This window comes from Arthrobacter sp. PAMC25564 (assembly GCF_004798705.1).
Classification (GTDB): domain Bacteria; phylum Actinomycetota; class Actinomycetes; order Actinomycetales; family Micrococcaceae; genus Arthrobacter.
Genome location: NZ_CP039290.1, coordinates 2,351,394 through 2,364,926 on the forward strand (window position 1 = coordinate 2,351,394; position 13,533 = coordinate 2,364,926).

Sequence of the window (13,533 nt, forward strand, 5' to 3'; positions counted from 1 at the left end):
CCCTGCGCAGTACCGGCAAGTCCGGCCGGGACTCTTGCAGGGGCGGGACCACCGGCCAGAAAGGGCACATTCGGGCAATTGATCCTTGGGCGGCCTTTTCAGCCGCGGTCCGGATGCCCGCACTCTTGGCTCAGATCGGGGCGGCCGTCGCACACTCACCGGGCAATCTGCCTAACCACCCGGATTGGTGGTTTGGCAGGTCTGGTCGTTTGCGGTCTGGGCGACGACGTCGCTTGGGGCGGGGGTAGGTGGTGCTGGTCTTGTGCCGCTGGTGAAGTCTTCACCGGCGTAGAGCTGTACGCCCTGGACACCGGTTACCTGTTGCACGCTCGCGGGCGGGAGCCCGAAGAGTGCGGCGATGTCGGCGGCGACGTCGGCGAAGCCGGGGCCGTAGTAGACCATGGACTGCGGTCGGGGCTGTGCCTGGATCCGGGCCAGTTTGGTGTAGCCGGCCCCGGTCAGGAGTGCCCCGATGTCGGTGCTCCTGCCGGGCACGCTGGTTCCGTTGGCGACGGTGACGGGCTGGAGTGCCTTGTCATAGCCCGGCTTTGTTGCCGCCGCCGTGGACGGATCCGCGGAGGGTGTTCCCGGGTCGGTGCCGGGTGGTGGCTGGCTGAGATCGGCGCTTCGCCGGAGCATGGCGAACAGGTTGCCTGCTGCCGGTTCGTCCAGGCCCAGCCTGTTGGGATCCGACGCCGCAGGGACGGTGGGGACGGTGATGAAGTTGACTTTGGCCGGGTCGATGTTCTTGAGCCGGTCGGCGAGGGTCAGCATCGTCGGAACAGAGGCGAGACCATCATCGACCGTCAGGTTCCTGGTAACGGTGTCGGCAACGCCCAGCATCTTCTGCGGGTTGCCCAGGGTGCCGTCGGCCTTGAGTTTCCGGGTCAGGGAAGCGAGGAACGACTGCTGGGCCTTGATCCGGCCCAGGTCTCCGCCGTCGGCGAAGGCATGGCGGGTGCGCAGGAATGCCAGGGCCTGGTCGCCCTGGACCTGCGAGGTCCCTTTGGGCAGGCGGAGGCCGGATTCGGGATCGAAGACGGCGGCGTTGACGCAGACCTCGACGCCGCCGACGGTGTTGGAGAGTTCTTTCACGGCGTTGAAGTCAGCCATCATGAAGTGGTCGACTTCCATTCCGGTGAGCTTGTTCACGGTGTCCACGGCACAGCCGATTCCGGCGTCGGCCATGGCGCTGTTGATCATCACGTTGGGGCGCGCGTCGTGGCGCTGGTTCGTCGTGCGGTCCGTGCAGGCCGGGACGTCGACCAGCAGGTCACGGGGGAAACTGATGACGTTGACGTGGTTGTTGTCCGCGGAAATATCCAGCAGCATCATGACATCGGACTGCCCATAGCCCGAGGACTGGTCGGCGGTCCCGTACTGTCCGTTCTTCCCGCTCCTGGTATCACTGCCCAGGACGAGGATCTGCAGGCGGTCCTTGCGGTCGTCGACCGGGCCTTCGGTCCGGAGGCCGCCGGCTCCGAGAGCAGAGCTGGAGATGTTCGACTGGAGGCGCCAGAGCCAGTAGCCGCCGAAAACGACAACCCCCAGGAACACCACGGCGACGGCGATGCCGGTGATCTTGAGCCAGCGCGGCCGCCGGCGGGCCGGGTGATTGCGGCTGTTATCAACCAGCGTGCCCTGACCGGGGTAGGGGACGGGCGCGGAAGGCCCTGATTCCGGGCCAGGTGTGTGGTGACGACCGAGCAATGTGGCTACCTCTCCCGGGGACATTCGGACCCGCCCATGATACTGGCCGTTGCTGGGAACCCCCGTCAGGCGCGTCGGCACAGTTCACGCCGTCCTGGGGGTACGACACACCGCATGACCCACGCTGCACGGCGCCCGGATGTCATGATCGTGCGATGACTATTCCTGACTTCAGTACAGCCTTCCACCGCTCCGGCGTGAGCGTGGCTGCCATGGCCGTTGCCGGGCTGGCCGTCGCCCTGCCAGTTGGAATGTTCCGGTCGTGGGCCTACGCCCCGGCCCTGGGCTGGGCGGCCGCATCACTGACCTACCTGATCCTGGTCTGGTCCGTCATCGGGCGCCTGGACGCCACCGGCACCGCCGCCCACGCCCGCGCACGTGGGGAGGACCCGGGACGGGTCGTCTCGGACGTGCTGGTGCTGGTCGCCACCCTGGCCAGCTTCGGCGGCGTCGCACTGATCCTGCTGGAGGCAGGCTCCGCCCAGGGCGGGTCGAAGGCGGCCATCATCGCCTTGGCCCTCGGCAGCGTCACGCTCTCCTGGCTCCTGGTGCACACCCTCTTCACGCTCCGGTACGCCACCCTCTACTACAGGGAAAGCGACGGCGTGGACTTCAACGAAAAGAAACCGCCCCGCTACGCGGACTTCGCCTACCTCGCCTTCACCATCGGGATGACCTTCCAGGTCTCCGACACGGACCTGACCACGGACGCCATCCGGTACACCGCCCTCCGCCAGGCCCTGCTCTCCTACGTCCTGGGCGCCATCGTCCTCGCCACCGTCATCAACCTCGTCTCCGGCCTCGTCCACTGACGGGCCGGTTTCTGCGCGCCACGGACGGCGGTGGGACTGGCGGCGGTTCATGGGTCGTAACGGCGCGCGGCCGTCCGGAATCTCCAGGACGCCGCTTAAGGTTCTAGTTCGGGGTTTGGGTTGGGTCGCCGGTTTCGGGTCCGGTGACCCGGGCCCAGACGAGGGAGGCAGCCGCGTCCAGCCAGATGAATCTGGTGAGCGGATAGGCCGTGGCGCCGGCGCTGAGATTCACGGCGGTGCGGCCTCCGGGAAGGTAACGGCCAGCGAAAATCAGGACCGCACCGCGCTTCTCCAGTTCGGCCCGGGCCCGGTGCAGGAGCCGCTCAATCCCTGGCTTGTTCATCCACCGGTATCCGGTGCTGAGGCGCGTGCTGACCCGGTACGCGATGTTGTCTCCGGTCACTTCTAAGTTGCCGCTTACATCCCCGGGAGAGACCGGGCTCCCGCCGCGGTCCGCCGATACCGGCCCGTCCCGGCGCTGGCACACAGTTTTCACTCGACGCTGGCTAGCCCGGGCATCCGGCCGGTGCATTCGGGGGCTCGACCGGAATTCCTGCCCCGTTTATCTGCCTGATACCGTCCCCGGATAAGCTCGCATAATGATAAATATGATCCAGGCTGCTGTCCTTGGCTTCCTCCAGGGCATCACCGAACTCTTTCCCATTTCCAGTCTGGGTCACAGTGTCATTTTTCCAAAGCTGTTCGGGTGGAACCTGGACCAGAACGCGCCGTCGTTTCTGACCTTCCTCATCGCCACCCATCTGGCCACCGCCATCGTATTGTTCATCTTCTTTCTCAAAGACTGGATTGAGATCTTCAAGGGCCTGGGCCGATCCGTGCGGGACCGGAAAATCAGCCCGGCCGACACCTACGCGAAACTCGGCTGGCTGCTCATCATCGGAACGATTCCCGCCGGTATCCTGGGCCTGGTGTTGGAGAAACCCATCCGTGCGCTGTTCGCATCTCCGCTCATCGCGGCCGCCTTCCTGATACTTAACGGGCTGGTCCTCTTCACCGCAGAACGCCTGCGGCGGCGCGAGCGGCCACGCGTCACAGCGCATCCGGTGCCCGGTCCGGATTCGGGCGGTTCCGCCGCGGACGGCCCGGCTTCGGATGCCCGGATCGCCACGACGCTTTCCTGGAAACAGGCGCTGGGTATCGGCGCGGCGCAGGCCGCGGCCCTGGTGCCGGGTATTTCCCGGTCCGGCTCTTCCATGGTCGGGGGCCTGCTTTCGGGGCTGAACAACGAAAACGCCGCCCGGTTCAGCTTCCTGCTCGCCACGCCCATCATCGGCGCGGCCGCGGTCCTTAAACTCCCGGAGCTGCTCAGCCCTGCGATGTCCGAGGAGCGTCCGGCCTTCCTCGTCGGAGCCGTCTGCTCCGCCGTCGCGGCATGGTTCGCCACAAAATTCCTGCTCAGGTTCTTCGAAACCCGGACCTTGACGCCCTTCGCCATCTACTGCGTGGCCGGCGGCGCCATCTACTTCACGGCGATGCTCATCATCGGATAGGCCAACGGGTAGCCCCTGAGGTTCCTTCCCAGGTGACCGTGGTTTCGTGAATACCTGCGCCGACGACTGGCAGGCTCTCCACCACGACGCCGGTTCCGGCCTCCCGCAGTCAAACCCGGTCCAGGAGCGCCGGCGCTACCGGTGCAGAAGCCCCTCTTCCGGTCATGGGATCCCCAAGCCCCGCCGGAGGGCAGGCTCTGGCCACCGTTCTTCGTTCCTCCACCTAACCCGAAGAGAGCTGTTCTAATGTTTCGCAGCCCGTACCTCGTTATCGCCCTGATCAGTATCTTTTGCCTGCTCGTAATCGTCAGTGCCGTCAGGGCAGTCACGGCGCGATCCTGGACGGCCCGGTTCAACAACGCGCTGACCGCGCTGGCCGGTGGTGTGATGGCATCTCTTGCCGCAGGTTGGGGCAGCGGGGACATCATTCCCGCGCTGCCGCTCCTCGCAGTGGTGGGGGCCTCCTTCCTTCTTCAGGCAGCATGCCACGGAGGCCGGGTGTTCCCCACGGCGGACAGAGGTCGCGCGGCAGCGCTCTATTCCGCGTTGATGATGGGGATCGCGGCCTGGGTCGTCATCTCAGCGGCTAGGGCATCGGGCTCCGTGCAGGAGCATCCGGCCCACGAGCTCGGTGTTATTCTCACGGACCTGACGGGCGCCATCGTCCTGGTCCTGGCCGGTGCCGGGTGGCTGTTGGCCACCTTCGCCACCCCGGCAGGGACGGGAGCGATACCCGTCCCCAAGACCCGCGGGCTCCAGGAAGTCCTGCTGGCAGTAGGCCTGGCCGTAGCCCTCTACGCCGTCTCCTAAGGGCAGCAGCCCGGACCCGGGCTGGCCGAAACAACCAGTCAAGGACGTGTGCCCGCCAGCGTCATTCCGGTTCCACTCGGCACCTGAAATCACCGGACGCCTGCACCCGTGGGAACGTTCCTTCGTTGGCCCGGAGCCGTGATGCGCCGACTTTCTTCCGGTCCCAGGACCCGGAAACGGCTGGATCGGCTGGCCCTCGTGCCGCGTTGGGCAATTTGTCGCGGGTCAACGTTGCCGCAATTCTTGCAACGTCAATGACGACGGCCCCAAGCGGCTGTCTGCGCGGAACTGCGCTTCGATCGCACTCGAGGGCGTGACACCTTGGGGAAGCCCGGCTCAAAAGTGAACACAATATGCCAAGCCTCCAGACACCGTCCTGCACCAGACTAGCCAGCGGCGGCGGTACTGCGCCTGGGACCGTCCCGGTGGTGTTCAGGTGCTGATAGTCCGGGGGAGCGGGACGAAGGTCTCGCCGCGGTCTTTCATGACCGCCAGGGCACGCACGAGGCCGGGGCTGGTGCCGCCGGCGGGGTGGTTGCCGTGGGCGATGACGATGTCCCCGGCCCGTGCCCGGGAGATCTCGCGGGTGACGGTGGCGGCGGGGAACGTGGCGCCGCCGTCGCCGTTGATGGTGAAACCGACCGGGATGAGATCCAGGGAACGGACGACTTGGGCGGAGACCTCGTCCAGATACGCGGTGCCCGGTCTGAAGAAGCGGGGCCGCTGTCCGGTGAGTGCGGTGAGGACGGCGTCGTTGGTCATGATCTCGTCGTAGACCTCGCCGGGGTTCCTGGTGCCCGGGATCCCGTAGGCGCTCCGGCCTGTGACGGACAGCGGGCGGTGGGAGGTTCCGTGGTTGGCGAGTTCGAAGAGCGGGTCACCGGCCAGGTCTTTAGCCAGGGCCTGGTTGGCGGTGGTCCATCGGGAGTTCAGGAACAAGGTGGCGGGGATGTGTAACTGCCGCAGGACGGCCAAGATGGCCAGATCGGCTCCGTTGCCGTTGGCCCCACCACAAAAGTCAAACGTCAGCGTCACCCCGGCGGCCGCCGGGGGCAGGCGGGTAAGCACCCCCGGGGCCTCCAGTCCCCAGTACTTCGCAGCCTGTGCGGCATAGGTCTTCGTGACCTCGTCCCGGGTCAACACCGTCCGCGGTTGGGCGGCAGGCCCGCCCGCCGTGGCCGGGGAGGCAGTTGCTTGCGCGGCGGGGGGAGACCCGATTCCGGCTGCTGCGTTGACGGCTGGTTCCGGGGTGTCACCGAGGGATTGTCCTGCCTGGTCCGGGGCGCAGCCGGCCAGTGCCATGGTGGCGGCGGCCAGCAGGAATGACCTCCGGTCCGGGGTCCATGCCACAGCAACTATTCCGATCTCTTCACGGTGAATCATGGGGGAGCGACGCGCTTCCCTGAAGCCCGGCCTGCGACGGCTGCCCCGATGACGAGGCCCGCGGCCGGAGCCGGAGTGAGGTTGCCGGTGCGAATCCCCGGGGACCGGATACCTCTATCCACTCTGTACCGTGCCTATATTAGGCCATGGCGGGAGAACGGCCGCCCGGAGGAGCGTTGCGGACACGCCGGTTTAGGGCCGGTATCCCAAACATTCACCGCCATGTAACCCCCTGTCCGGGCGGCGTTGGTTTATCTCACAGGGATGCGCCGGAGACTGCGGAAATCCGGTAGGTCCGGTAAAGATGGCCGGCTGCCAAGTCGAAAAGCCCTGTCGGACAGCGGCCGGACCATGACGGTCCTGACCCGGCGCTACTCGCTCTGACCGGAAGGCCCTGCCAGCAGCCGATGCTCACCGGAACGAGCGAGCCTTGGCTGCACGAGGGGGGGGCACATAGGCACGTATCCGGCCACCGGCCGGTCAATCAGCGATAGTTCTTATGACTCCGTACGGGGGGCGGGTAGAAATCCGCTCTCACCCTTGATCTCGCCGGCCGCCCGAAGACGATCGAATCAAGGCCGGCGACGCCCCACCAAAGAATCTTGCGTCGCCGCGTAACTTCTGCGGCCGTGGGAACGATTACCCATGTGGCTGGGCGGATTCAACGCTTGGCAAGGCGACTGAAAAAATCGCCGTCAAGACACTTCTGTTGTTGCCGGGAACCGCGAGCATGATGATGAAGGAATCCACAGACGTGAACTTTTCGAGACGTATTTTTTTGGGTGCGGCCGCTGCCGGGGCGGTGGTTGCGGGGTCTTCGGCGTGGCCCGCTGATGCGGCTACGCCCCCGTTGCCCGCCGCTGCCAGTTCAGGGATCGACCACATCATTGTGGTGATGATGGAAAACCGGTCCTTCGACCACTTCGTGGGCTGGATGCCCGGCGCCGACGGCAAACAGGCCGGCCTGAGCTACACGGACCGTTACGGGATTCCGCACACCACCCATCACCTGACGGATTTCCAGGGGTGCGGGCACCCGGACCCGGACCACTCCTATGAGGGCGGGCGGATCCAATACAACAACGGCAAGAACAACGGCTGGCTGCGTGCCGGCGATAATGACGAGTTCGCCGTCGGCTATTACGACGCCGCCGACCTGGATTTCTGGCGTCAGGCCGGACCGGACTGGACGGTCTGTGACCGGTACTTCGCGGCCACGATGGCCGAAACCTACCCGAACCGGTTCTACCAGCACGCCGCCGCCACCGACCGGCTCCATAACTCAACGGCGACTTCCACACTCCCGACCATCTGGGACCGGCTCGCCGCCGCCGGGGTCACCGGAAAGTACTACTACGGCGACATCCCCTTCACCGCCCTCTGGGGCACCAAGTACCTCGGAATCTCCCACCACTACTCCGAATTCCTCTCCGACTGCAGCGCCGGCAGCCTGCCCGCGGTGTCCTTCGTGGATCCCCGCTTCACCGAGGAAGGTTCCGGAACATCCGGTGATGACCACCCGCACGCGGACATCCGCGCTGGCGAACTTTTCCTGGCGGAGGTCTACAACGCCGTCACGGCGGGCCCGGGTTGGGGCAACACGATGCTGGTGGTCAATTACGACGAGTGGGGCGGGTTCTACGACCACGTCGCACCCGGCACAGCCCCGGACGCTGACGCGGAAACGGCGCTGCGCGGCTTCCGCGTGCCCTCCCTGGTGATCTCCCCGCGTGCCCGACGCCGGTATGTCGCCCACGACGTCTATGACCACACCTCGGTCCTGAAGGCCATCGAGTGGCGGTGGAACCTGCCGCCGCTGACTCCCCGGGACAGGGCCGCCCGCAACATCGCCGAGGTGCTTGATTTCAGTGCCGCCCCCAACCTTGCCGCCCCCAAGTACCTGGTCCCGCCGTTCGTGGCAGGACCGGCCTGCACCCCGGTAGGCCCGCCCCCGGAAGAGGAGTGGTCAGGACTCAAACAGAAAGCACTCGCCGACGGATGGAAACTGCCATGAGCACCAAAACAGTCCGCACGACGGCGACCCCCGGATCCCGCAGGCGCGGCCGCCGCCTCACTCTGCGCGCCTCCGCCGCGGCCACTGTCCTTCTCACCGCAGCGGCGATCGGCTACGGACCGGTCCAGCCGGCCGCCATAGCGGGTGCCCCGACGGCTACGCAGGGCCAGGGCTACCTGCCAGGGGCAAAGCACGTCTTCGTCATCAACCTGGAAAACAAGGGCTACGACGAGACGTGGGGTCCGGCGTCGGCCGCCCCGTACCTGTCCCAGACGCTCCGAGCCCAGGGGGTGCTGCTGAACCAGTACTTCGGCACGGCCCACAACTCCCAGCCCAACTACGTGGCCCAGATTTCGGGCCAGGGGCCCAACCCCCAGATGCAGGCCGACTGCCAGAACTACTCACCCTTCGTCGGCACCGGAACCGCCAGCCCAGGCCAGGCCGTCGGCGACGGCTGCGTCTTCCCCGCCAGCGTCCCCACGGTCGCGGGCCAGCTCACCACAGCGGGCAAGACCTGGAAGGGCTACATGGAGGACATGGGAACCCCGTGCCGGCACCCCGCCCCCGGTGCCGTGGATGACACGCAGAAGGCAAAAGTCGGCGACCAGTACGCGGCCCGCCACAACCCCTTCGTGTACTTCGCCGGGATCACCGGCTCCCCGGACTGCGCCAGGAACGACGTCGACCTCAGCGCCCTGAAAACGGACCTCGCGTCGGCCGCCACCACGCCCAACCTGTCCATGATCACTCCCGACCTCTGCCACGACGGGCACGACACCCGCTGCGTCGACGGGCAGCCCGGCGGCCTGGCCAGCGCCGATGCGTGGCTGAAGCAATGGGTGCCGGCCATCACCTCCTCCCCGGCGTTCAAACAGGACGGCGTCCTGGTGATCACCTTCGACGAATCCGACGGCCCCCAGTCCGACGCGACCGCCTGCTGCGGCGAAGGCCCGGGACCCAACTCGCCCCAGCCGGGCCTCACCGGCCCCGGCGGCGGCCGGGTCGGTGCCCTCGTCCTCTCCCCCTTCACCAAGGGCGGGACCTGGTCCACCACCCCGTACAACCACTACAGCCTGCTGGCCAGCATCGAAGACACCTTCGCCCTGCCCTACCTGGGGTACGCGGGAACACCCGGACTGAACCGGTTCGGACTCGACGTCTACAACGCCGGAGTCTAGCGGCGCAACGGCATCGCGAACCGAGGCCTGGACGCTTTTGGCGGGGCTTGTCGACGAGACTGTTGCTTGATTTCATTGAAGACTTGTCCGAGGGCGGCGTCCACCATCCTAGCCCGGCCGGAGCCCCCTTTCTCGGCCCCCGGCTTCAGGTCGAGCGGCCGGAAGCTGCGCACGTGGCAAATCCAGGCGACCATGGCTGCCATAACGAGCAGGGGCATGCTGAGGAGGGTGAGGATGTGTGGGAGGTCGGACCAGTAGAACTCGAGGGCGGAAGGTATCGGAAGTGACAACGCGAGCCAGATACCGGTCAGGTACACCCGGAAATTATTTCGCCCCGGGTGTTTGCCGGCCGCTACGGATTCTTCGGCGCGGCCTTCGTACTGCATAAGAAGGAGATGGCCGATCCACAGGAGGAAGGCCGCCACGACGGCTGTGGTCCCCAGACAGATCAGCAGCGTGCCGGCCACGCGTTGCCGTTCGTCAGGATTATTGACTGCGGCAGTGACGAAATCCCGGACGCTGTTGGGTATGAAGTTTTGCCCTTTGATCAGTTGGGCGACCCTCTGGGCCCAGCCATTGCGGTAGAGCAGGTAAGCACCGGCCAGGGCCGCTGGCAGGGAAAGCGCCATGAAGGCGGTTCCGTTGAAGGACCGACACCCTCGCGCGTTGAACGCTTTCTTGAGCTTGGAGTCTTCCACCCGGGCCTTATCGTCGCTGGTCGCGGACGTGTTGTCCGGAGCGTTTTCCATTGGAATGGCTCTGGTGTCTGGCGCTGCGAGGTTGCCGTCTGTGGTGCCGGGATCGTTGTCGTCATTGAAGATGATCAGGCGGTAGAGGGCGTCCTGGAACTGCTCGGCGTTGTCCGGATATCCGCCGTGGGCGCCGAGAACGCTTCGGCCGTTGTCGACTTTCACGTTGTACGGGAAGTCTGGCAGGTTGTCGACCGGGCCACCGATGAAGTCGAGCGGATCATAGAAGTTCGCCCAGCTCGTCCCGCGGTCCACCTGATCGAGCCGGTCCAGGAAGTGGTTCCTGCGCAGCTTGAGGAGCTTGATCGGGGAACCGAAGGTGGCGAGGAACTTGACTTTGGGTTCTTTGGTTTCGGACAGCACATCGATTGACAGCAATGAGCCAAGGGAATGGGCAGCGACAACGGTCTTGTCGGTTCGGTCGGTGAGCCAATGTAGATCCTGTCGTATTTTTTCCCGTGCAGCGAACGCGTTGCGGGGATTCCGCTGGTAGACCATGACGTCGCCCACCGCAAGAACGAGGAAGTTCAGGGCAGAGGCCGAGGCGTCACCGACTTTTCCGGGAAGCTTCCCGACCAGCAGCAGAGCAGCAGGGAGGAGTGCAACCACGATGCAGAGGGCAACTGCAAGGACCGTGGCCACCACGAGTGATCCGCCCCAGTCGCCGGAGAACGCTTCGACGCTGAACATCACGACGCCGGCGGTTATTGCGGCGGAGAGGAAACCGCGCCAGCCGACACCCCAGATGAGCGGAGTGATCCAGCCGGAGATCCTTGACGCCGACGGCGGCTCGAATAAGTTGGCCCACCACGCCTCGGCGATTAAGACGTCGACGCAGTCGCTGTCGTTCTTGTCCCCGCCCCGTTTGAGCTCCCATCGTGCGTGCACGTGCCGCGGGGTACCGGCAACGCTGCATCCCCGGCCGCAGCCGGTGACGCACCCGTGGCCGCCGTGCCCGGCCAGCCAGGCCGAGGCCCAGGTGAGCAAAGGGTCACCCAGATAGGCCAAGGTGTCACCCTCGGGCTGAGTCCCCATGCCATGGACAAGCAGAACCCCTACGCTGCGCACCATGACGTGAGGTTAGACCTGGCGCCGTCTTTTGAATAGGGGTGGCGGTGTGAAGCAACTGGGCAAGCCCCCGCTCACCATTCGATGCGGAGCCGGCGAGGGAGTTTCGCCTCGCCGCCGTTAGCAGCGCGCCCACGGCCCAGGGGGCAGCGCAGGGATCGCCCGGCAAGGCGTCCGCCGGGCTGGCCCAGCTGTGTGTGGAGCAGCACAGGAGGTCTTCCCCGGCGGCCAAAGCCGGTCTAGAGTCCCTCGGGGAATTTGAAGGCCGAAGGCAGTGTGGCGGGAGCGTTGCCATGGAACAGGACGACTTCGTCGTGGGCTTTCAGGACAACGTCAGTGACCTTGGTGTCCTGCTTCGCGCCGTTCACTGCGACAGTCCAGCTGTCGATGCTGGAGCGTGCCGCGCCCGGGGCTTTGTCGGTGCCGTCCAGGACGCCCCATTCGGTGACGAGCTGGCCCAGTGTATAGGTCATGCCGGCGACGGGGGCCTCGATGTGGATGATGCCGGACTCGTCATGGGTGTGCAGCGCGGAGATGCCGTTCGGTTTGCCGTCACTGGTGAAGCTGAAGCCGATGTCGGCCGGAACGGTGACGGGTTTGCCGTCAACGAAGACGTCCAGGTGTGCGTGGAAGTGCTCGGCGGCACCTTCGGCGTTCAGGACCTCCAGCCCTGCAGCTTTGATCCGGTCGGCGCTTCCGCGGGTGTTCAGTTCCCAGCCGGTTGCGGACGCCGCGGAGGGGATGCCGGTCTGCGTCGCCGTGGGGACCGCCGTGCCGGGCCCCGGGGTTGCAGTCGAACAGGCAGAGGCCGTCAGGGCAATGCCGGCCAATGTCACCGCAAGCGGGAGAAGCTTCTTCACAAGGGGACTGCTTTCATTCAGGAACAGATACACCGTTCATTTGTGCGGACCCGGGCGGCCTATGTCACGGGTTTCAAATCCCGGGGAAGGCCGGCGGCCGACCGGGGGATGCGGCCCCGGGTGCCGCCGCCAGGGCTATCGGTTCGACGGGAGGTTCGTCCATCGCGACCCGTCCAGTTCACCGTCCGCCCCTGAACACATAGGAAAACCATAGCTGACATCACCTCGGCTTGGAGCCCGGCGGCATAAATCGCCAACCAGGACGGTAACCAGGCTGAGGCCGGGCTGGCGGAAACGGTGGAATCACAGGAATTAGTATCTGGCGAGCTCTAGGTCTCACACTTCTTCTGTGAGGCGTCGACCGAGCGACCCCGTCACCAACCGCCGCGCGTCGGCGTATGTCCCTTTCGGGCATCGTCGGGCATTGCCATTTCGGCCCGCAGGCCTAGGAGTCGGATGGGACGGCCCGCTTCGATTCCGGCTGCAAGGTCCAACGCCCGCGCGAGGATTTCGTTCCCGTCGAATGTCTCGGGAATCTTCCTCGTGTGGGTCTTGGTGATGAACGGCGCGTACCGAACCTTGAGGGACAGCCCAACCACGGGCCGTCCTTCGGCCACAACGTCCTCAAGGACACGCGCTGCCAGCTCCCTTACGGCGTCGTCCACCTGGGCGGGCGCGGTCAGGTCTCGCTGAAAGGTGGTCTCACGGCTATGCCCGCGGGCAACCCACGGGGTGTCGTCCACAACGCTGGAGCCGTCCCCGCGTCCGAGCTCCGCGTACCAAGGACCCATCTTGGGGCCGAACTCCGGGACCAGGTCTTGGGGGTCGGACGCGGCGAGCTCGGCGACTGTGTTGATGCCGAGTTTGGCCAGCCGGCCCGACACTTTGGCTCCGACGCCCCACAGGTCCTTGGCGGGCCGACTGCCCATGACGTCGAGCCAGTTCCCGGCAGTGAGGCGGAAGACGCCGGCCGGCTTGCCGAAACCGGTGGCGACCTTGGCTCGAACCAAGGTGTCGCCGATGCCCACGCTGCAATGCAGTTGCGTTCGCTCCAGGACAGCGGCCTGCACCTGCCGTGCGTAGGCTTCCGGATTCTCTGTCTCAGTGCCAACAAAGGCTTCATCCCAACCCAGCACCTGCACGGTGGCGCCGGGCTGCGCGCGCAGGGTAGCCATCACCGTTTCAGACGCCGCGAGGTAGGCCTCCTGATCGACGGGCAGGATCACAGCGTCGGGCACTTTCCGGGCCGCGATGCGTAAGGGCATTCCGGAACCCACACCGAACGCCCTGGCCTCGTAGGATGCGGTCGACACCACAGCTCGTTCCGTGGGGTCGCCCCGACCGCCGACAATGATCGGCTTGCCCGCAAGCTCCGGCCGCCGGAGCACTTCGACCGCCGCGATGAACTGGTCGAGATCAACGTGCAGCACCCACCGGA

General features: G+C 66.0%; 12 protein-coding genes. 5 read left to right on the top strand and 7 right to left on the bottom strand.

Annotation, left to right across the window (positions count from 1 at the left end; all coding sequences use genetic code 11):
• Positions 1-171: 171 nt before the first annotated feature.
• Positions 172-1,734: an LCP family protein gene (locus tag E5206_RS10910; protein WP_136322494.1), complete on the bottom strand. Its 1,563-nt coding sequence runs from the start codon at positions 1,732-1,734 to the stop codon at positions 172-174.
• Between the two features lie 131 nt (positions 1,735-1,865).
• Between E5206_RS10910 and E5206_RS10915 the strand changes: the two genes are divergently transcribed.
• Entirely contained in the window at positions 1,866-2,522 is a 657-nt protein-coding gene (locus E5206_RS10915) for a DUF1345 domain-containing protein (RefSeq protein WP_136322495.1), read from the top strand.
• Positions 2,523-2,625: 103 nt separating this feature from the next.
• On the opposite strand, the gene E5206_RS10920 is transcribed toward E5206_RS10915, so the two are convergent.
• Complete coding sequence (locus E5206_RS10920; protein ID WP_168709321.1) at positions 2,626-2,925, bottom strand: VTT domain-containing protein; 300 nt, start codon at positions 2,923-2,925, stop codon at positions 2,626-2,628.
• Between the two features lie 205 nt (positions 2,926-3,130).
• On the opposite strand from E5206_RS10920, the gene E5206_RS10925 reads away from it, so the two are divergent.
• Both E5206_RS10925 and E5206_RS10930 read left to right on the top strand, forming a co-directional pair.
• Positions 3,131-4,033, top strand: coding sequence for an undecaprenyl-diphosphate phosphatase (locus E5206_RS10925; RefSeq protein ID WP_205759899.1), 903 nt, complete (start codon positions 3,131-3,133; stop codon positions 4,031-4,033).
• Between the two features lie 246 nt (positions 4,034-4,279).
• Positions 4,280-4,843, top strand: a complete 564-nt coding sequence (locus E5206_RS10930; protein ID WP_136322498.1) for a hypothetical protein — start codon at positions 4,280-4,282, stop codon at positions 4,841-4,843.
• A 432-nt stretch (positions 4,844-5,275) separates the two neighbouring features.
• Here the strand turns inward: E5206_RS10930 and E5206_RS10935 are convergent, their stop codons facing one another.
• A complete protein-coding gene (locus tag E5206_RS10935) occupies positions 5,276-6,193 on the bottom strand; it encodes a polysaccharide deacetylase family protein (protein WP_240689645.1) in 918 nt (305 codons plus the stop codon).
• A gap of 672 nt (positions 6,194-6,865) precedes the next feature.
• A complete protein-coding gene (locus E5206_RS19580; protein WP_240689647.1) occupies positions 6,866-7,114 on the bottom strand; it encodes a hypothetical protein in 249 nt (82 codons plus the stop codon).
• 7 nt (positions 7,115-7,121) lie between these two features.
• Here E5206_RS19580 and E5206_RS10940 point away from each other — a divergent pair, with 7 nt between their 5' ends.
• Positions 7,122-8,240 (top strand): alkaline phosphatase family protein, encoded by a 1,119-nt coding sequence (locus E5206_RS10940; protein WP_240689649.1) that lies wholly within the window; start codon positions 7,122-7,124, stop codon positions 8,238-8,240.
• Positions 8,237-9,418 carry an alkaline phosphatase family protein gene (locus tag E5206_RS10945; RefSeq protein ID WP_136322501.1) on the top strand — a complete coding sequence of 394 codons (1,182 nt, stop codon included), beginning with the start codon at positions 8,237-8,239 and terminating at the stop codon, positions 9,416-9,418. Before E5206_RS10940 ends, E5206_RS10945 begins: the two co-directional genes overlap by 4 nt.
• Here the strand turns inward: E5206_RS10945 and E5206_RS10950 are convergent.
• The 3 genes from E5206_RS10950 to E5206_RS10960 all read right to left on the bottom strand — a co-directional run bounded on the left by E5206_RS10950 (position 9,415) and on the right by E5206_RS10960 (position 13,525).
• Complete coding sequence (locus E5206_RS10950) at positions 9,415-10,860, bottom strand: hypothetical protein (RefSeq protein ID WP_136322502.1); 1,446 nt, start codon at positions 10,858-10,860, stop codon at positions 9,415-9,417. The two genes, E5206_RS10945 and E5206_RS10950, sit on opposite strands and share 4 nt — an antisense overlap.
• Positions 10,861-11,474: 614 nt before the next feature.
• A complete protein-coding gene (locus E5206_RS10955; protein ID WP_136322503.1) occupies positions 11,475-12,095 on the bottom strand; it encodes a hypothetical protein in 621 nt (206 codons plus the stop codon).
• Between the two features lie 374 nt (positions 12,096-12,469).
• Positions 12,470-13,525, bottom strand: coding sequence for a DNA polymerase IV (locus tag E5206_RS10960; RefSeq protein ID WP_136324083.1), 1,056 nt, complete (start codon positions 13,523-13,525; stop codon positions 12,470-12,472).
• Between the last annotated feature and the right edge of the window lie 8 nt (positions 13,526-13,533).

Coding starts and splice junctions, on each gene's coding strand:
- E5206_RS10910 (WP_136322494.1), bottom strand. CDS start 1,734: ATGTCCCCGGGAGAGGTAGCCACATTGCTCGGTCGTCACCACACACCT.
- E5206_RS10915 (WP_136322495.1), top strand. CDS start 1,866: ATGACTATTCCTGACTTCAGTACAGCCTTCCACCGCTCCGGCGTGAGC.
- E5206_RS10925 (WP_205759899.1), top strand. CDS start 3,131: ATGATCCAGGCTGCTGTCCTTGGCTTCCTCCAGGGCATCACCGAACTC.
- E5206_RS10930 (WP_136322498.1), top strand. CDS start 4,280: ATGTTTCGCAGCCCGTACCTCGTTATCGCCCTGATCAGTATCTTTTGC.
- E5206_RS19580 (WP_240689647.1), bottom strand. CDS start 7,114: ATGATGTGGTCGATCCCTGAACTGGCAGCGGCGGGCAACGGGGGCGTA.
- E5206_RS10940 (WP_240689649.1), top strand. CDS start 7,122: ATGATGGAAAACCGGTCCTTCGACCACTTCGTGGGCTGGATGCCCGGC.
- E5206_RS10945 (WP_136322501.1), top strand. CDS start 8,237: ATGAGCACCAAAACAGTCCGCACGACGGCGACCCCCGGATCCCGCAGG.